This is a genomic window from Acinetobacter sp. YH12236 (assembly GCF_013417645.1).
Lineage (GTDB): Bacteria > Pseudomonadota > Gammaproteobacteria > Pseudomonadales > Moraxellaceae > Acinetobacter.
The window spans coordinates 19,528-36,727 of the sequence record NZ_VPDM01000020.1 but is presented as its reverse complement, the minus strand read 5'-3'; the positions used below and the strand labels follow the sequence as shown (position 1 = coordinate 36,727).

The following is a 17,200-nucleotide window of genomic DNA, read 5'->3' as shown; positions in this document are numbered from 1 at the left end:
TTTGAAAAAAAAGAGGTTTATAAGTATTGCGTTTATACCTAAAGCATTGCTATAAAGGCGTTATGGTAGTTTAAACAAATTCTTGGACCTTAAATAAACGATATTAAGAGGACGTAGTTTTCATGAATAAATCAGAATTAATTGATGCAATTGCAGAGAAAGGGGGATTATCTAAGGCTGACGCAGGTAAAGCTTTAGATGCTACAATTGCTTCTGTTACTGAAGCTTTAAAAGCGGGTGATACAGTAACTCTAGTTGGTTTCGGTACTTTCGGCGTTAAAGAGCGTGCTGCACGTACTGGCCGTAATCCACAAACTGGTGCTACTCTTGAAATTAAAGCAAGCAAAGTACCTAGCTTCAAAGCAGGTAAAGGCTTAAAAGACGCTGTTGCTTAAGCTGCTTCAATCCTAAAACGCGCCTTCTTTGGCGCGTTTTTTATTGATAGATTTAATTGTTTTGATTAACACATTCATTCAATGGGTTTTTTCGGTTAAAATCCTCTGCAAATAAAATATTGGAATACTTATGGAATCTTTTCGTAAAGTTATTAAGGGTTGGTTGGGCAAGGTCTTGCTCGTTCTGTTTTTAACCCCTTTAGCGCTTGTAGGTATTGAAGGATATTTTAGCGGCGGGAATTCTGATGCAGCAAAATCAGTCAATGGAACTGATATCTCTAAACAAGAATTAGAGTCACTGACAAAATCATTCAAACAACAATACTTAAGTTATGCCAATGGTGATGAAACCTTATTAAATCAAAGCTTCATCGATCAAAAAGCGATGGATACCCTGGTTGCGCGTACATTGCTCTTGCAACAGGCTGAAAAACTCGGGATTAGCCTGAGTGACCAACAAATTGCACAAATGATTTCTCAGCAACCTTCTTTCCAGGAGAATGGCAAATTTTCTAATGCTTTATATGAAAATTACCTGAAATCAATCGGCATGACTAACAATGCTTTAGTAGAAAGTTTACGTAAAGATCATGCACTGAAAATGCTGTCTTCTACTTTTATGGATTATCCACTGGTCAGTCCGGTTGAGATGCAGCAAATTGCAGATCTGCAAACTGAACAGCGTCATATTCATATCGCTAGCGTGAATCTGGACAGCTATAAAAAAGCAGTAAAAGTATCAGAAGCTGATATTGCAGCATATTATGAAAAGCACAAATCCCAGTTCAAGCAACCGACTAGCGTTGATGTGGATTATGTGGTGATCAAGCCGAGCAATATTGATACTGCCAATGTAGCCGTCACTGATGCAGAATTGCAGGAAGCTTATAATAAATTTGTGGCTGACCAGAAGCAGAATGTGAAACCAGAGGTTAAACATATTCTAGTGACTGCAGATAGCCGTAGCGATGCTGAAGCCAAAAAACTGGCAAACGAAATTGCAGCTAAAATCAAAGCTGGTACCACTTTTGCACAAGCAGCAGCTCAATACTCTGAAGATCCTGAATCTAAATCTAAAGGTGGTGCTATCGCTGTCTATGAAAAAGGCGTGTTCGGTACTACATTTGATCAGACTGTTGCATCTTTAAAATCTGGTCAAGTTTCAGCGCCTGTTAAAACGGATTATGGCTACCATATTATTTCAGTCCAACTGCCTGATGTAGCAGTTCCATCGTTTGAATCTCAAAAAGCACGTTTATCTGAAGAAGTATTGGCAGCGAAAAAATCTAATGCATTCTCTGATACGGTAAACAGTCTGAATGACATGGTCGTAAGTGCGGACTCGCTGGATGTTGTTGCTCAGGAAGTGAAGGGCGTTCAGGTTCAGAAAGCAAATGGTGTGACCCTTGCGACACGTGATCCATTGCTAAGTAATGCGGCTGTCAAAGTTAAACTGTTTAACGATGACGTGAAAAATGGCGACCGTAATGCATCTTCAAGCATTCAGTTAGCCAATGGTGATGTGGCTTGGGTAAAAGTTCGCAATTATCATGCAGCAGGGGAGCAGACACTGGCAGAAGCTAAACCAGCAGTAAAAGCGAAACTGATTCAAGATAAAGCATTTGCTGCGGCCAAAGCTGAAGTTCAAACTGCATTGAATGAGTTTAAAACCAAGCCTGCAGCATCCGTTGCGAAAGGTAAACTGGTATTTGAAGATGCAGGCATCTATACACGCGCAGAAGGTCTGCTTAAGCGTGATGTACAACGTGCAGCATTTAGCGTGCCAGCGCCTAAAGCAGGTCACTGGTCAGTAACGACAGCAAATATGCCAAATGAATTGGTGGTTGTGGCAGTTTCTGAAGTGAAGAAAAATCCGATCGATGTTTTAAGTGCAGAGCAACGTAGTGAGCTGGTGAAATTGTATCAACAGCTTCGTGGTCAACAAGAATTTGATGATTATACGCGTTACTTAAAATCTCACGCAAAAATCAAATAAGATTCGCTTTTAAAAAACCAGCCTACGGGCTGGTTTTTTATTTTCTTAAGTAAGAAATAATATCCAAAATAAGAAGAGAGCATATAACTCTCTTCTGAAATCCGGTCATTTTATTCCGCTCTAAAAATTAGCTCATAACCTGTATATTTACGGATATTAATCACACCAGTATCCAGAATCAGATATTGGCCTTTAATCCCTTGTAGTTTGCCTCGGATCACTGGAGTTTTATCTAAATTGTGAGATTTGATTTTTTCTGGATATTGCTCTATCGGATAGATGAACTCACGTGGTAATTCCTTATCTAAAACTTCAATATTCTCATTAAACTGCAAATTCTGATTAAACTCTTCACGGATAGTTTGGATTTTCGGTGCAAATTCTTCAATCAACTGATCGCGAACTTCAATCAGATTTAAAGGTTTCGCTTCACCTTTGAGTAATTTACGCCAGTCGGTTTTATCTGCGACTTGGGTACCAAACATCACTTCCAGTTTACCGGAAAGACGGCGAGAACCCACTTTCATGATAGGAAGGGCTTGAGTTGCACCCTGATCCAGCCAACGAGTCGGCATTTGATTGATCCGGGTAATTCCGACTTTTAAAGCACTAGAATTGGCCAGATAAACAATATGTGGTTGGAAGCAGACATTCTGTGCAAACTCATCTTCCCGGCAAGTGCCTAAATGATAATGGCAGGTTTCTGGTTTCATGATGCACATATCACATGACGCTTTAGTTTTAAAACATTTAAAACAGTGGCCTTGTGAGAATGATTTAGAAGTTTTTTTGCCGCAAGAAACACAATAGATATTTCCAGTCCATTCAATCTCGATTTCCTGACCTAACTGGAATGGAAGGTTAATTTCTGATCCATCTAATATTAATTTATATTCAACATTTGCCCGCTGGGTATTTTGATCAGTTACACTAAGGTCTGTAAGACCGACGTGCATTTTATGGCAAATGCCCTGAAGTTCCATAAAAAATTACTCACTTAAATCATAAGGATGCAGTCATGGCTGAACAGAATGTCATCACTTCAATGCTAGACGACTTCGCCAAAGAACAGCCAATTCATACTGCTATTTGTATCGGGCAGGATTTAACCCAATCTCAGTTTCAGCAATCTATTCAATGGCACTATTTTAACGTATCTGAGGTTTTAAATCTGCCTTTTCAACAGCGTTATGACCTGGCAGTAGTGATGCTGGACACTCCTGAAACCTTAGCATTGTCAGAACAGCAGAAGAGTCAAATTCTGGTTAAAATGCGTGATTTATTTGCAAAACGTCTGGTTGTGGTGAGTCGCTTGCAGGATGAAAAACTGCTCAGGTCTTTAGGTCTGACCCAGTTGATTGACAAGACGGTTCATGGGGCGGATTTTGCACTCTGGCAATTCAATATTTTAACTTATAAACATGTGCCAGACTGGTTTAACTCTAAATTCTGGGCTAACCCTGAAAACTGGGATAAATATCGCTGGTAAAATTGGAAAGCTAGGAAGGACTTATATCAGTATTGCAAATATTAACAAAATCCTGCATGGAAAATATGAGCCCAGACTCTATTCTGTAGAGAAGGTGTATACAGGAATGAGTTATGACCAATCTTAGTAGTATTGTGGAAATGCTGGCCAAGCAAGCTTTAGGAAATAACCAAGCCCAATCCCAGCAGCGTTCATCCCAGCAAGGGGGATTGGCAGATATTCTTGGATCAGTATTGGGTCATATCAATAATGCCAATCAGCAAAACCAGAACCCAAATCAGCAGCATCAAAACTCACAACAGCAAAACAAGCAAAATGGCCTAGGTGCAATTTTAGGTTCTGTACTCAGCCAGCTCGGCGGTGGGAGCCAATCTTCCGCTCGACCAAGTTCTGGACTGGGTGGCAGTTCAACAACAAAGACTTTATTGATTGCTGTCTTGCCTCTGGTCTTGGCCTGGATTCAGAAACAGGGCGGTTTGCAAGGAGCATTGGATAAACTCAAAGGACAAGGTTTAAATAGCCAGGTTGATGACTGGGTCTCTACTGGCCCGGGTGAAAATGCCAATGTCGATCCGCAGCAGGTACAAAACCTGTTTGATGACCAGGAAGTAGAACAGGTCGCACAAGAGACACATGTGCCTAAGCAGGATGTCTATAGCGCCATTTCTCAGGTCTTGCCGCAGATTATTGATTCACTGACACCACAAGGTGAGCAGACCAGTAAACAGGAAGCCAATAACGATATTCAGAATGTATTGAATATGGTCTCAGGCTTGTTTAAAAAATAAATCTATCTATCCAATAAAAAATCCCGACGTTTGGCCGGGATTTTTTCTATTGAACTGCATGAACTTTAAGCTTCTTCCAGATTCAGGCTAAAGAGTCGGTTGGATTTACAGATCTTCTTGGCCACATAATGCGATTTTCTAAGACGGATTAAAATAATCTGAGACTGAAATTCCAGTTCGCCAAATTCAGGTTCAACCTGAACATAGTGCAATTGACCATACTCATCCCGAACTCGCGCTTGGGCAGAAAAGCCAGGACGGGCATTGCCACTTGAAATCGTGGCTAAACGGCCTAGCAGGTTTACATCATTCTTTTTATATTTAGGTGGAATGACCTGATCCAGACAATGGATCATAAATACGGTAAAGAAAATCGCAATGATCAATGCCGGTAGAATGATGTAATAGGCAGGTAAGAAATGATATTCCTGTGAATAAATCAGAAACTGAAGAAAATAGCCGGAAAAGCTAAAATTCATCAGGAAGAAAAAAACAATCAGGGTTTTGGAAAATTTGACATTTAGCCATTCAACATTCTGAAAGTCATATGGAGAAATGCGTTCCAGGAGTTGACTGGGTTTAAGCTTAAAATAGAAGGCAACTGTTTTTGCCACGCCAAGCAGAATGATGAACAATAAACTGAGATGAAATGGCATCAGGTTATAGTCAAGTAAAAACTCAGGCATGGCAAAATCCGTTTTAGCTATTATTCTGAAAGATAAATTCCGCCATCAGAATGCACGGTAATATCAACTTTTTCAAGTGATTGGCCTTGACAAGGTCCAGAAATACATTCACCGCTTTCGACTACGAACAGCGCGCCATGAGTAGAGCATTCAATAAATTCCTGATCACGGTCCAGAAACTGGTTTTCCAGAAATTCCAGTTCTACCTGTAAATGTGGACAAATATTCTGGTAAGCATAAAACGAACCATCACGCTGGGTAATAAAAATTGTATCCCCATTCGGAAGTTCAAAAGAGCGTGCTTCACGCTCTGGAATATCGTCAGTCATGCAAATTTTAAACATTAAGCACATTCCTTAAGAACATCTTTTAATAATGCTGTGTATTCTGAAACCGCCAGTCGTGGCCCAAATTGCGCTACCACTTGACTAGACACCAAAATTGCCAGTTCTGCTGCTGTTTTTAAGCCAAGACCCGCATTAAGTGCATATAAAAAAGCACCCGCGAAAGCATCGCCAGCCCCATTGGCATCCACTGCAGTTACGGCACGGCCCGGCACAGTAAAGGTTTCACCATTATTGGAAATAAGCGCACCATCAGCTGACATTGTAATGACAACGTATTGACTTAATTCCTTGAGTTTAGCCAGAGCTGCTTCGATGGTATCTGTTTCGGTATACATCAATGCTTCTTGCTGGTTGCAGAACAAGAGATCAACGCCATCTGCAATCATTTCATCCAGACCGGCACGGGCATATTGCACCATCGCAGGATCAGAAAGGGTAAATGCGATTTTAACCCTATTGGCTTTGGCAATTTCACGCGCCTGTTTTACGGCCTGACGTGCTGTTTCGGAAGTGGATAGATAACCTTCGATATAGAGCCATTTAGCAGTTGTTAAAGGCTGGAAGTCAATCTGTTCATTTGTCAGTTCAGCAGTAATACCTAAATAGGTATGCATGGTACGTTCAGAATCTGGACTGACCAGAACCATACAGGTACCTGTTACGCCTTCACTAATCGATTGGGTTGTAGTTTTAATGCCAGCTTCATTTAAGCCATGCAGATAGATATGACCCAAATCATCATTACCGACACGGCAGGCATAGAATGCAGAGCCGCCCAAAGCTGCAAATGCAACTGTAGTATTGGCTGCTGAACCGCCTGAAGCCTGACCTTTATAAGTTTGAGTTGCTTTTAAGTTTTGATACAGAGTAGCCTGAGCTTCACCATCCGCAAGTTGCATGGTGCCTTTTTGCAAGTGATGTGCAGTTAAAAACTCATCAGAAACTTTAAATTCCTGGTCAATCAGCGCATTGCCAATCGCAAAAAGGTCAACAGTAGACATATCCAAATATCACATTAAAAATGAAAGTGCTAAGTTTACACGATTGCTCGGGTTTGCTGTAGTTCACTGAAACATTTTCAGAATACTTTAAAAAATACTGTAACTTATTCAGCTTGAATCTTTGGTCTAAGAATTGGTTTATTTTTAAACGGTAGCGAGTGCAGCCATTGATTTAAAGGTTGGATTTTATTTATAAGATTAGAGTACCAAGCAGTTATACTGGTGCGACATTTGAACAATCATCTAAAACAGTGTGGGTATATGGATATTAAGATTGTAACAGCCGAGCAGCTCCCTGATCAGATTGACACTTTAGCGACACTGGCGCGTAAAGAAGGTTATGACCTGATTGATAAGTTAATTGAAGAATACCGCACTGGAAAAAACTGTTTCAGTCAAAATAATGAATTTCTGGCCTGTGCCTATGATGGCAATAAACTGATTGCCTGTGGCGGCTTAAACCAGCAATGGGGCGATAACGGTATTGAAGAAAGAATTGGCCGGGTACGTCGCTTCTATGTGCATCCAAAATATCGTCAACATGGTGTTGGTAAGCAGCTTCTGGCTTATCTGGAGCAGTTGGCACGACCATTTTATTCAGCACTTTGTTTACAGACCGATACCAAACTGGCCGCGAATTTCTATCAAAAACAGAACTACGTCTTTGTTGAAAACCACCCGAGTTATAACTATTTCAAGTATATGATCTAGAGATCATTGCCAAACCTGATCATTTAAAAATCAGATGATCAGGTTTACTTAATTCGATCAAAATCCTCGGTTTTCTGCGTGAATAATTCAAACAACTACAGCTATAATGCGAATAATAATTTTTTAATTTAAGCATTAGGAGATCGCATGACTGTAGATGTCACTGAAACCATTTCTCAAACTGTACATCCTGCGTTTCAGTTGGTACGTCAACAACATGTTGAAGCTTTAGACATTTTAGTGTCTGAATATAAGCATAAAGTGACTGGCGCCACCCATTATCATCTGGCGACCAATCATGATGAAAATGTTTTTCTGGTTGCGTTTCGCACCCAGCCAATGGATTCAAAAGGTGAAGCGCACATTCTGGAACATACTGCACTGTGCGGTTCAGAAAAATTCCCGGTACGTGATCCGTTTTTCCTGATGATTCGCCGTTCGCTTAATACTTTTATGAATGCCTTTACAGCGGCAGACTGGACGGCTTATCCATTCGCAACTCAAAATGATAAAGACTTCCAGAACTTATTAGAAGTTTATATGGATGCGGCCTTTGCTGCGAACCTGAATCCGCTGGATTTTGCTCAGGAAGGTATCCGTATTGAGCTGGAAAATGGCGAGCCAGTGTATAAAGGCGTGGTATTTAATGAAATGAAAGGGGCAATGAGTTCACCTTCAGATCAACTTTATCATACTTTGGCGCATCACTTATTCCCGGACACTACCTATCACTACAACTCAGGCGGCGATCCTAAAGATATTCCAAACCTGACTTATGAAGAGTTGGTGAATTTCTATAAAACGCATTATCACCCAAGTAATGCTGTATTTATGACCTTTGGTAATAAATCTGCTGCTGAGTTACAGGAACAGTTTGAAAATCTGGCACTGTCTAAATTTGGAAAAGGTGAAACACTTTATTCAACGCCAGAAACCCGTTTAACTGCGCCACTCAATGTAACAGAAACCTATGCAGTTGATGGGGAAGATCTGAAGGACAAGACTTATCACGTATTGTCATGGTTATTGCCAGAAGCGAGTGATATCAAGTTACGTTTAGGCTTGCGTCTGGTAGAAGGGATTTTGCTGGAAGATTCAGCATCTCCCTTACGTCATTACTTGGAAACCTGTGGTTATGCACAGTCAACTGGCCCATTCATGGGCGTAGATGATTCCAACTTTGAAATGACCTTCTACTGCGCGGTTCAAGGTTCAAACCCGGAACATGCTGAAGAATTCAAAAACGGAGTTTTCAAAGTTCTGGAAGATGTTGCCTCTAAACCTGTTGATCAACAGGCAGTAGATGCGATCCTGCATCAGATCGAATTGCATCAGCGTGAAATCAATGGTGATGGTACACCTTATGGCCTAAGCCTGATCTTGAGCGGTTTAAGCAGTGCAATTCACCATCGTGATCCGGTTGAAGTCTGGGATGTGGACTCTGCAATTGCTTCAGTAAAAGAAGAGTTGCAAGATCCAATGTGGCTGTCGAATCTGATTAAAGAGCATCTACTGGATAATCCGCACCGTGTTCAACTGACTTTAGTTCCAGATGCAACTAAATCTGCCAAAGAAGCGGAAGAAGAAAAAGCACGTCTGGCTGAAATTGGTAAAGCTTTAACTGAAGAGCAAAAAGCAGAGATCAATGCTCAAACTGAAGCGTTAAATATCCGCCAAGATACTCCAGATGATTTGAATCTGTTACCTAAGGTGGGTCTGGAAGATGTGCCTGCGGAATTGCAGATTGTTCAAGGCCAGTTGCGTGAGATTATCTGTAACCGCGTAGATACGCCGTTGAATCTTTATCATGCAGGTACCAATGGGATTTATTACCAACAGGTGTTGGTGAAAATTCCAGATGAAGTGGTGCAATCACCGTATTTCAACCTGTTGTCTATTTTAATGGGTGAAGTTGGTGCGGGTGAATATGATTACCTGCAATTCCAGCAACTGCAAACAGCAGTCAGTGGTGGTCTGGGCATGGGCGCTTCATTGCGTTCTAAAGTGGATGACAAAAACAAGATCAGTGCGTGGTTAACTTTAACGACTAAATCTTTGGCTAGCCATCTGGATGCGATCCGTCTGTTAAAGATCGGTTTTGAGCAGCTACGCTTTGATGAAAAAGGCCGTATTATTGAGTTATTACAACAGCGTAAAACTCGCTGGCAATCACGTATTTCCGGTTCGGGTCATAGCTATGCGATGCAAGTGGCATCACGTCAGCATAGCGCTCTAGCCTTGCGTGATTATCATAATACCGGTCTGGGTGCTTTGAACTGGCTGATTAACTTGGTCAATCAGGCTGAAAAAGATCCAGCAGCTTATGATGCTATGATTGATGAATTAAAACGCATTCATACAGTCTTGCTACAGGCACCAAAACAATTCCTGTTGGTGTGTGAAGAACAGCAGTCTGAGCGTCTGATTGAAGAAATTCAAAACGTGTGGGACAAACTAGAAGTGAATACTGCACCTGCAGAATTGACTCAGGTTGAAAAAGTTAATCATAGCAATGATGAAGCCTGGTTGATTCAGACTAATGTGCAGTTCTGTGCAGCAGCTTATCCTGCGGTAGAAGTTTCACATCCTGATGCTGCTGCCTTGATGGTATTGGCAGGCTACTTGCGTAATGGTTATCTGCATAGCGCAATCCGTGAAAAAGGCGGTGCTTATGGTGGTGGCGCAAGCTATGACGGAAATGCATGTTCTTTCCGCTTCTATAGTTATCGCGATCCACGCTTAGCAGAGACTTTTCAGGACTTTGATGCAAGTATCCAATGGTTGCTTAACGCACCTCAACAACCGCATCAGCTGGAAGAAGCCATCTTGGGTTTAATTGCCAGTATGGACAAACCGGGGTCACCAGCAGGTGAAGCGATTACTGCCTGTTATGCCTACCTGCATCAACGTACGCCAGCATTCCGTAAACAGCTTCGGGAACGTTTGTTGCATGTCACTTTAGATGATTTGAAACGTGTCGCACAGACTTATCTGGTTGAACAGCAAGCTTCAAAAGCGGTGGTTGCGCCATTTGCCAAACGAGAAACTTTAGAACAACTCGGCTTTACAATTCAGCAAGTTCAATAAATAAAAACAATGAGGATAGAGGATGGCGCTTAATTCTATTAAGCGCTCAACTTTGCAGCTAGGCGTTTTGCTTGGCTGTGCAGTTGGGACGCAAGTTAATGCGGAAGATAAAACTGTAGCGAGTAGTCCGATGCCGGCAACGGCTGAGGCTTGCTCTGCGGTTGAAACCAATTCAGAACGCTTGGCCTGTTATGATGCGGTATTTAAAATACCGGCCGATAGTAAGCCTGATATTGTTTCTGAACGGCGTGCAGCCATAGAAATTGCGCCCGAACCCGACAACCTCAAAGCGAAAATTGAACAGACCGTTTCCAATATCTATGCTTCTGAAGGATCAAAGCTGACTCCGGCTTTATCCTTGCTGGATAGCCGTTGGGAATTGTCGCCAGAAAGTAAACTGGGTACCTGGAATATCCGTTCCTATCAGCCGATTTATCTGATGCCAGGATTCTGGACTTCCAAGAAAAACGAGTTTCCGCAAAGCGAAAACCCAAATAACACGGTTAAAGAAGACCAGAATTTGACCTCGATTGAAGGGAAATTCCAGTTATCTTTAAAAACCAAGGCGGTTGAAAATATTCTGGGTGATAACGGGGATCTCTGGCTGGGTTATACCCAGTCTTCACGCTGGCAGGTATATAACTCGGAAGAGTCCCGACCATTTCGTGAGACCAATTATGAGCCTGAAGCAAGCCTGATCTTCCGTACTAATTATGATCTGTTTGGTTTAAACTGGCGTATGCTGGGATTGACGCTTAATCACCAGTCTAATGGCCGTTCGGATCCATTATCTCGTAGCTGGAACCGGGTAATGCTGAATCTCGGTTTTGAAAAAGACAACTTCGCCATGATGCTGCGCCCTTGGTATCGTATTGAAGAAGACCGTGCTGATGACAATAATCCCGAGATTAAAAACTATATCGGGCGTGGGGATTTAACTGCATTTTATCGTCATAATGCCCACGATTTTTCCCTGATGTTGCGTCATACGCTAAAAGGTGGAGATGATAACCGTGGTGCGGTACAGTTTGACTGGTCATTTCCGATCAGTGGGCGTCTACGCGGCCAATTCCAGCTCTTTGATGGTTATGGTGAAAGTCTGATTGATTATAATCACCGTGCGACCTATGTGGGTCTGGGTGTGTCATTAATGAACTGGTACTAATCTGTTTCATGTAAAAAACCACGCTCAGGCGTGGTTTTTTTGCTTATGCGTATTCATTTAAATCTTAACCAATCTGAATTTCTGAAGGCGGATGTTTAAGACGGCTCTTTTTCGGTGTTGCAATTAAATAAGCAAGGGTCAAAGGTCCTAGACGACCCGCATACATCATTAGCATCAGAATGATTAAACTTGCTGGCTGCAATTCTCCAGTGACACCACGTGTTAATCCAACTGTACAGGCGGCAGAAACCGCCTCAAACAGCAAATCTAAAAAATCATGATCGGGTTCTAGAATGAGTAAACTCATAAAACCGGTCATGACCAGACCTGCAGTAATACACACAACCGCTAAGGCTTTAAAAGTAGTTTTCTCAGAAATAGAATGATTGAACAAGCGGATTTCATCTTCACGGCGTAGAAAACTGATTACGCTGATCACCACAATAATAAACGTACCAACTTTAATTCCACCCGCCGTACTTAAGGAGCCGCCACCAATAAACATTAAAAAAATGGTGACTAGACTTGAGGCATCGCTCATCTGGTCCATGGGCAGACTATAAAAACCTGAAGAGCGGGGAACTGTGGCATGGAACCAGGCGTTGAGTGCCTGATCACCTACGCTCATCAGCGCTAATGTTTGTGGATTAGAGGCTTCTAATAGCCAGAGTACAATAAAAGCACTCAGGTTCAGGCCCATAATCGTCGTTAGAATCAGCTTGCTATTCGGACTGAGCTTGCGCCAGCTTTTATTCTGTTTTACATCCATCAGAACCAGAAATCCGATCCCACCAATGATATACAGCATACTGATCGTAAAGGTCACGAAATACTGGCCGGAAAAGCTCATTAAACTATTGGGGAAAAGAGAAAACCCGCCATTATTAAACGCAGAAACACTATAGAAAGCCGCATAAAACAGTGCTTCACCAAAAGGATAATCTTCCAGCCACGCCATGGTTAAAATTAGGGTGCCAATGGCTTCGAAAAACAGGGAATATAGAAATACCGCTTTAATGGTAAAACTGACTTTCTTCAAACTGGTCTGGCCAATAGATTCCTGTGCCATCACTTGCTGTCTTAAACCAAGTTTAGGTGACAGGCTCATAAAAGCGAGTATGGCAAAGGTCATAAAGCCGAGGCCACCACATTGCAGCAGGAACATAATCACGACCTGCCCAAAGGGTGTATAAGCTTCACCAACATTAACCACAGATAGCCCGGTAATCGTTACTGCAGAAGTCGCTGTAAAAATCGCCTCTAACCAGCTGATTTCAGTTTGATGGGCAAAGGGCAGCATCAGTAATAAAGAGCCAATAAAAATCAGTCCGAGAAAACCTAAGGCCAGCAGACTCGGTGGACTGAGATTGACAATCCTGTTCTGGTTTAAATGTGAACTTTTCATATGGCCTTAAAATGCTTGGATAAACGGCGTAAAGGTTCCAGCAATCCTTCAACTACCAGAATGTCACCTTCCTTAAGTAATAGTCCAAGATCTACGATATGTTGTATTTCAGTGCCACGTTTATGCAAAAGAACTTTAATTTCGGGAACCTGACTCATTAACTGGTGTAAGGGAGTGTCATGATGATCGGCATGAATCTCGATCTTGACAATATAATGATCATCTTCAAGTGACATATAACGGCTAACCATCGGGTAGCTGAGTGATTGTGCCACACGAACGCCCATATCTTCTTCTGGGTGAATAATTTTTTCGACATTCAGATGAGTCAAAATCATATGGTGGGCTTTGGATTTGGCTTTGGCCCAAATTTTCTTTACACCCATATTTTTTAGATGCAGTACACACAGAATGCTGGCTTCAATATCTTCACCAATCGCGACTACGACTGCTTCACAGCGCTGGATATCCAGTTCATCCAGGACATGCTCATCGGTTGCATCGGCAATCACCGCATGGGTAAGCTGATCGGAAATATTTTCCACATATTTTTTGTCGAGATCGATTCCAATCACATCATGTTTCAGGCTGATCAGTTGAGTCGCCACTGTTGCACCGAAGCTGCCCAGCCCAATGACTGCAAATAATGCCATGCATATTTCCCTAAATCTTTTTTATTTCAAATCAGTTCATGTCTAAGTACGTATCTTAAAGATTTTTATAGTTTTCAGCTATCTGGCCTTACATAAATACTTCATACATTTTTTTAGCTGGACATAAAAAAACCGCCTCGAAAGGCGGTTTATATCAAACTGATTATTTCAAGAAACGCTGATAACCTAGGTTGTTGGTGATTTCTTCATATGGATAAGTAATGCTTTCCAATGTCTCAATCAAACCATCTGGATTTTGCTGTGCATCTTCTGCTTCTAGGCCGACCAGTACGCGACCTTCTGCAGCGCCGTGGTTACGGTAATGGAACAGGGTGATGTTATGCGTTGGGCCAAGACGTTCTAGGAACATTAGCAGGGCACCTGGACGTTCCGGGAATTCCACGCGGAACAGGCGTTCATTTTCAATATCGGCATGACCGCCAATCAGGTAACGGATATGTAGTTTTGCGACTTCGTCATCAGACAGATCATCAACATCGTAGTCGAATTTCAGGTTTTCATAGATTTCCTGACGTTCTTTTTCACCATTTTTCAGGCTGATACCGACAAAGACCTGAGCTGCAGAAGCATCACTTGAACGGTAGTTAAACTCTGTGATATTACGGCCTTGTAGTGCACGGCAGAATTTCAGGAATGAACCTTTTTCTTCTGGAATAGTTACGGCAAAGATAGCTTCTTTGCGTTCGCCGAGTTCTGTACGTTCGGCAATATAGCGCAGACGGTCGAAGTTCATGTTCGCACCGCAAACAATCGATACGATGTTTTTGCCTTTAATGCCGTGTTCTGCTACATATTTTTTGATACCGGCCAATGCCATTGCACCTGACGGTTCTACGATGCTACGGCATTCATCATAAGTATCTTTAATTGCTGCACAGACTTCATCGGTATTGACCAGCACGACTTCTGGTTCAACGATTGGGCCAGAGTTATCTGATTTTTGCAGGCGGATGACCTCAAAAGGTTTTTCACCAATTTGTGCCACTGCAGTACCATCGGCAAATAAACCGACAGATGGAAGAATCACACGTTCATTGGCTTCTAAGGCCGCTTTTAAGCACGCGGATTCATCATATTCCACAGGAATAACTTTGACATGCGGAGCCACATCTCCCAAGTACGCTGCAACACCGGCAATCAGGCCACCACCACCAACAGCAACGAAGACATATTCCACATCACGCCATTGACGCAGGATTTCATTGGCAATCGTACCTTGACCGGCCATCACTAGTTCATCGTCATAAGGTGGAATAAAGGTCATGCCATCTTCTTCGGCACGCTGAATGGCATATTTGTTGGCAACGTCAAATGAATCACCATGTAATACTACTTCACCCCCTAAACGTTTTACTGCTTGGACTTTAATGTCGGGCGTGGTCTTTGGCATCACAATAATCGCGCGAATACCCAGCTTTTTCCCTGACAGTGCCACGCCTTGTGCATGGTTGCCTGCTGAAGCTGTGATAACGCCACGTTCGAGTTGTGATTTCGGTAATTGACTAATACGGTTATAGGCACCGCGTAGTTTAAATGAAAAGACCGGTTGTAAATCTTCACGTTTAAAGCGAATGTTATTATTTAAGCGTTCGCTAATTCGTGGCGCTGCTTCGAGTGGGGTTTCGATTGCAACATCGTAGACCGTTGCTTGTAAAATTTGTCGAACCAAACGAGACAGCATGTTAATTTTCCATCTAACAGTTTAAAATAAGACTCTATTGTAACAAACCACACGGCTTTGCGGTTTAAAATTACTGCAAAAGTCCAAATTAGTTGAGTGATGTCATGAGTCTATATGCAACCCAAGATGAGAAAAAACAAGCTGCAGCCAAAGCGGCTTTAAAACACTTACCAAAAGGGGGCATTTTAGGCGTAGGTACAGGTAGTACCGTTAACTTTTTAATTGACCTTTTACCAGAACTGCAATTGGAAGCTGCTGTTGCAAGTTCTGAAGCGACTGCACAGCGTCTGAAAAAATTAGGCATTGAAGTGGTTGATATGAATAGCGTGGGCGGTTTAGATGCCTATGTCGATGGTGCTGATGAAATTGACCGTCATATGCACATGATCAAAGGTGGTGGTGCTGCGCTTACACGTGAAAAAATCGTGGCGTCGATTGCGAAAAAATTCGTATGTATCGTCGATGATTCGAAATGGGTAGAGCAGTTGGGTCGTGATTTCCCATTACCTGTTGAAGTGATTCCAATGGCACGTTCAGCAGTCGCACGTAAGTTGGTGGCATTAGGTGGTGATCCTGCTTACCGTGAAGGTGTCGTGACTGATAATGGAAATGTTATTTTGGATGTGCATAACCTGAATATTCTGAATGCGCTTGAGCTGGAAAAAACGATTAATGACATTCCAGGCGTCGTATGTAACGGTATTTTCGCGATCAATAAAGCGGATATTGCGATTGTTGCGACCAATAATGGTATTGAAGAGCGTACAGCGATTTAAGAAATCCTCCCTGACCCTCCTTTTTCAAAGGAGGGAAAAGTCTTTAATTTGATAAAGCTCCTCGAAACTTCTATAAGTTTGAACTTCCCCCTTTATTAAAGGGGGATCGAGGGGGATTAGTAAAATAACGATTAAATATAAAAAATGACCCTAAACGACCTGCCCGAAATCCAAATCACCCGAAATGTTCGCTCAACACGTCTCAGACTGCGTGTAGAGGGTGATCAAATCCGTTTAACTGCACCGATATTTTGTAGCAAAAAACAGATTCAAAATTTTATTGACCAAGCGGAAAGCTGGCTACTCAAAACCTGGAAATTGCAGCAGGAAAAAAATCAAAGTATTGATAGATCTTTACCAGCAGAATTGCAGCTTTTTAATCAGACTTCACCCATTCAGATTGTTTATCAAAGTCAGAAGCAGAACTTCCTTTTTGATGCTGAAATATTACAGTTGTCGATTAGTGATCGAAATCCTGAAGGATATTTAAAAGCTTTTATTATTTCTTATGCCAAAGAGCAGCTGCCTGTTTATCTGAACAAAGTAAGTCAAGAAACAAGATTATCATTTAACATTTGTAATGTTCGCCAGCCGAAAACACGATGGGGCAGTTGTTCGGCCAAACATGACATTATGCTAAATAGCGGCATCATTTTATTTTCTGAAAAAATCGTGCGTTATTTATGTGTGCATGAACTGGCCCATACCCGGCATTTTGACCATAGTCCTCGTTTTTGGGCGGAAGTGGCCAAGCATGACCCAAATTATTTAATTCACCGTAAAATTCTGAAAAATACTGTCATGCCATATTGGTGGGCAGCTTAAGAATATCTTTAAAGGAACGAGGATAGTATTTATTTACTTCCAAATAGCCTAAGCAATAGGTATCATCCTCTCAAATTTTTTAAAAACACTCAAAATAAAAGGGTAAATAAAAAACCATCAATCCCTAGTGAAACAGTTTAGAAAACCTCAAGTTCCTGTCATACTACAGCCCAT

Annotated in this window: 16 protein-coding genes; 9 read left to right on the top strand and 7 right to left on the bottom strand. The window is 41.9% G+C overall.

Annotated elements, in window-relative coordinates; translation table 11 throughout:
- The first annotated feature begins 122 nt into the window (after positions 1-122).
- Both FTV14_RS10010 and FTV14_RS10005 read left to right on the top strand, forming a co-directional pair.
- Positions 123-395: an HU family DNA-binding protein gene (locus FTV14_RS10010; protein WP_004786051.1), complete on the top strand. Its 273-nt coding sequence runs from the start codon at positions 123-125 to the stop codon at positions 393-395.
- Between the two features lie 130 nt (positions 396-525).
- Entirely contained in the window at positions 526-2,391 is a 1,866-nt protein-coding gene (locus tag FTV14_RS10005) for a SurA N-terminal domain-containing protein (RefSeq protein WP_179992332.1), read from the top strand.
- A 110-nt stretch (positions 2,392-2,501) separates the two neighbouring features.
- Here FTV14_RS10005 and FTV14_RS10000 read toward each other — a convergent pair whose 3' ends face one another.
- The gene (locus FTV14_RS10000; RefSeq protein WP_179992333.1) at positions 2,502-3,374 is read right to left on the bottom strand and encodes a DUF2797 domain-containing protein; all 873 of its coding nucleotides are present in this window, start codon (positions 3,372-3,374) and stop codon (positions 2,502-2,504) included.
- 35 nt (positions 3,375-3,409) lie between these two features.
- On the opposite strand from FTV14_RS10000, the gene FTV14_RS09995 reads away from it, so the two are divergent.
- Together FTV14_RS09995 and FTV14_RS09990 are read left to right on the top strand one after the other, a co-directional pair.
- Positions 3,410-3,880 carry a DUF6231 family protein gene (locus FTV14_RS09995; protein ID WP_004786043.1) on the top strand — a complete coding sequence of 157 codons (471 nt, stop codon included), beginning with the start codon at positions 3,410-3,412 and terminating at the stop codon, positions 3,878-3,880.
- Between the two features lie 113 nt (positions 3,881-3,993).
- Positions 3,994-4,668: a YidB family protein gene (locus FTV14_RS09990; protein ID WP_180053843.1), complete on the top strand. Its 675-nt coding sequence runs from the start codon at positions 3,994-3,996 to the stop codon at positions 4,666-4,668.
- Positions 4,669-4,733: 65 nt separating this feature from the next.
- Here the strand turns inward: FTV14_RS09990 and FTV14_RS09985 are convergent, their stop codons facing one another.
- Genes FTV14_RS09985 through FTV14_RS09975 form a run of 3 tightly spaced genes read right to left on the bottom strand, consistent with a single transcriptional unit; the run spans position 4,734 to position 6,702 of the window.
- A complete protein-coding gene (locus FTV14_RS09985; RefSeq protein ID WP_034702547.1) occupies positions 4,734-5,354 on the bottom strand; it encodes an OB-fold-containig protein in 621 nt (206 codons plus the stop codon).
- Positions 5,355-5,374: 20 nt separating this feature from the next.
- A complete protein-coding gene (locus tag FTV14_RS09980; RefSeq protein WP_373684488.1) occupies positions 5,375-5,683 on the bottom strand; it encodes a Rieske (2Fe-2S) protein in 309 nt (102 codons plus the stop codon).
- Positions 5,684-5,697: 14 nt separating this feature from the next.
- Positions 5,698-6,702, bottom strand: coding sequence for an adenosine kinase (locus FTV14_RS09975; protein ID WP_180053842.1), 1,005 nt, complete (start codon positions 6,700-6,702; stop codon positions 5,698-5,700).
- Positions 6,703-6,963: 261 nt separating this feature from the next.
- Here FTV14_RS09975 and FTV14_RS09970 point away from each other — a divergent pair, with 261 nt between their 5' ends.
- The 3 genes from FTV14_RS09970 to FTV14_RS09960 all read left to right on the top strand — a co-directional run bounded on the left by FTV14_RS09970 (position 6,964) and on the right by FTV14_RS09960 (position 11,665).
- Positions 6,964-7,413 (top strand): GNAT family N-acetyltransferase, encoded by a 450-nt coding sequence (locus FTV14_RS09970; protein ID WP_180053841.1) that lies wholly within the window; start codon positions 6,964-6,966, stop codon positions 7,411-7,413.
- A gap of 147 nt (positions 7,414-7,560) precedes the next feature.
- On the top strand, positions 7,561-10,500 hold the full coding sequence (locus FTV14_RS09965; RefSeq protein ID WP_180053840.1) for an insulinase family protein: 2,940 nt from the start codon (positions 7,561-7,563) through the stop codon (positions 10,498-10,500).
- Between the two features lie 22 nt (positions 10,501-10,522).
- A complete protein-coding gene (locus FTV14_RS09960; protein WP_179992337.1) occupies positions 10,523-11,665 on the top strand; it encodes a phospholipase A in 1,143 nt (380 codons plus the stop codon).
- A 64-nt stretch (positions 11,666-11,729) separates the two neighbouring features.
- On the opposite strand, the gene FTV14_RS09955 is transcribed toward FTV14_RS09960, so the two are convergent.
- From FTV14_RS09955 to ilvA, 3 genes are all read right to left on the bottom strand, one after another.
- Entirely contained in the window at positions 11,730-13,070 is a 1,341-nt protein-coding gene (locus FTV14_RS09955) for a TrkH family potassium uptake protein (protein WP_180003229.1), read from the bottom strand.
- Positions 13,067-13,723, bottom strand: a complete 657-nt coding sequence (locus FTV14_RS09950; RefSeq protein WP_180003231.1) for a TrkA family potassium uptake protein — start codon at positions 13,721-13,723, stop codon at positions 13,067-13,069. The genes FTV14_RS09955 and FTV14_RS09950 overlap by 4 nt, the downstream gene beginning before the upstream one ends.
- A 163-nt stretch (positions 13,724-13,886) precedes the next feature.
- Entirely contained in the window at positions 13,887-15,425 is a 1,539-nt protein-coding gene (ilvA, locus tag FTV14_RS09945; RefSeq protein WP_180053839.1) for a threonine ammonia-lyase, biosynthetic, read from the bottom strand.
- Positions 15,426-15,529: 104 nt separating this feature from the next.
- Here ilvA and rpiA point away from each other — a divergent pair, with 104 nt between their 5' ends.
- Both rpiA and FTV14_RS09935 read left to right on the top strand, forming a co-directional pair.
- A complete protein-coding gene (gene rpiA, locus FTV14_RS09940; protein WP_159122734.1) occupies positions 15,530-16,201 on the top strand; it encodes a ribose-5-phosphate isomerase RpiA in 672 nt (223 codons plus the stop codon).
- Positions 16,202-16,345: 144 nt separating this feature from the next.
- Positions 16,346-17,026 (top strand): M48 family metallopeptidase, encoded by a 681-nt coding sequence (locus FTV14_RS09935; protein ID WP_159122733.1) that lies wholly within the window; start codon positions 16,346-16,348, stop codon positions 17,024-17,026.
- Positions 17,027-17,200 lie beyond the last annotated feature (174 nt).

Coding starts and splice junctions, on each gene's coding strand:
- FTV14_RS10010 (WP_004786051.1), top strand. CDS start 123: ATGAATAAATCAGAATTAATTGATGCAATTGCAGAGAAAGGGGGATTA.
- FTV14_RS10005 (WP_179992332.1), top strand. CDS start 526: ATGGAATCTTTTCGTAAAGTTATTAAGGGTTGGTTGGGCAAGGTCTTG.
- FTV14_RS10000 (WP_179992333.1), bottom strand. CDS start 3,374: ATGGAACTTCAGGGCATTTGCCATAAAATGCACGTCGGTCTTACAGAC.
- FTV14_RS09995 (WP_004786043.1), top strand. CDS start 3,410: ATGGCTGAACAGAATGTCATCACTTCAATGCTAGACGACTTCGCCAAA.
- FTV14_RS09990 (WP_180053843.1), top strand. CDS start 3,994: ATGACCAATCTTAGTAGTATTGTGGAAATGCTGGCCAAGCAAGCTTTA.
- FTV14_RS09985 (WP_034702547.1), bottom strand. CDS start 5,354: ATGCCTGAGTTTTTACTTGACTATAACCTGATGCCATTTCATCTCAGT.
- FTV14_RS09980 (WP_373684488.1), bottom strand. CDS start 5,683: ATGACTGACGATATTCCAGAGCGTGAAGCACGCTCTTTTGAACTTCCG.
- FTV14_RS09975 (WP_180053842.1), bottom strand. CDS start 6,702: ATGTCTACTGTTGACCTTTTTGCGATTGGCAATGCGCTGATTGACCAG.
- FTV14_RS09970 (WP_180053841.1), top strand. CDS start 6,964: ATGGATATTAAGATTGTAACAGCCGAGCAGCTCCCTGATCAGATTGAC.
- FTV14_RS09965 (WP_180053840.1), top strand. CDS start 7,561: ATGACTGTAGATGTCACTGAAACCATTTCTCAAACTGTACATCCTGCG.
- FTV14_RS09960 (WP_179992337.1), top strand. CDS start 10,523: ATGGCGCTTAATTCTATTAAGCGCTCAACTTTGCAGCTAGGCGTTTTG.
- FTV14_RS09955 (WP_180003229.1), bottom strand. CDS start 13,070: ATGAAAAGTTCACATTTAAACCAGAACAGGATTGTCAATCTCAGTCCA.
- FTV14_RS09950 (WP_180003231.1), bottom strand. CDS start 13,723: ATGGCATTATTTGCAGTCATTGGGCTGGGCAGCTTCGGTGCAACAGTG.
- ilvA (WP_180053839.1), bottom strand. CDS start 15,425: ATGCTGTCTCGTTTGGTTCGACAAATTTTACAAGCAACGGTCTACGAT.
- rpiA (WP_159122734.1), top strand. CDS start 15,530: ATGAGTCTATATGCAACCCAAGATGAGAAAAAACAAGCTGCAGCCAAA.
- FTV14_RS09935 (WP_159122733.1), top strand. CDS start 16,346: ATGACCCTAAACGACCTGCCCGAAATCCAAATCACCCGAAATGTTCGC.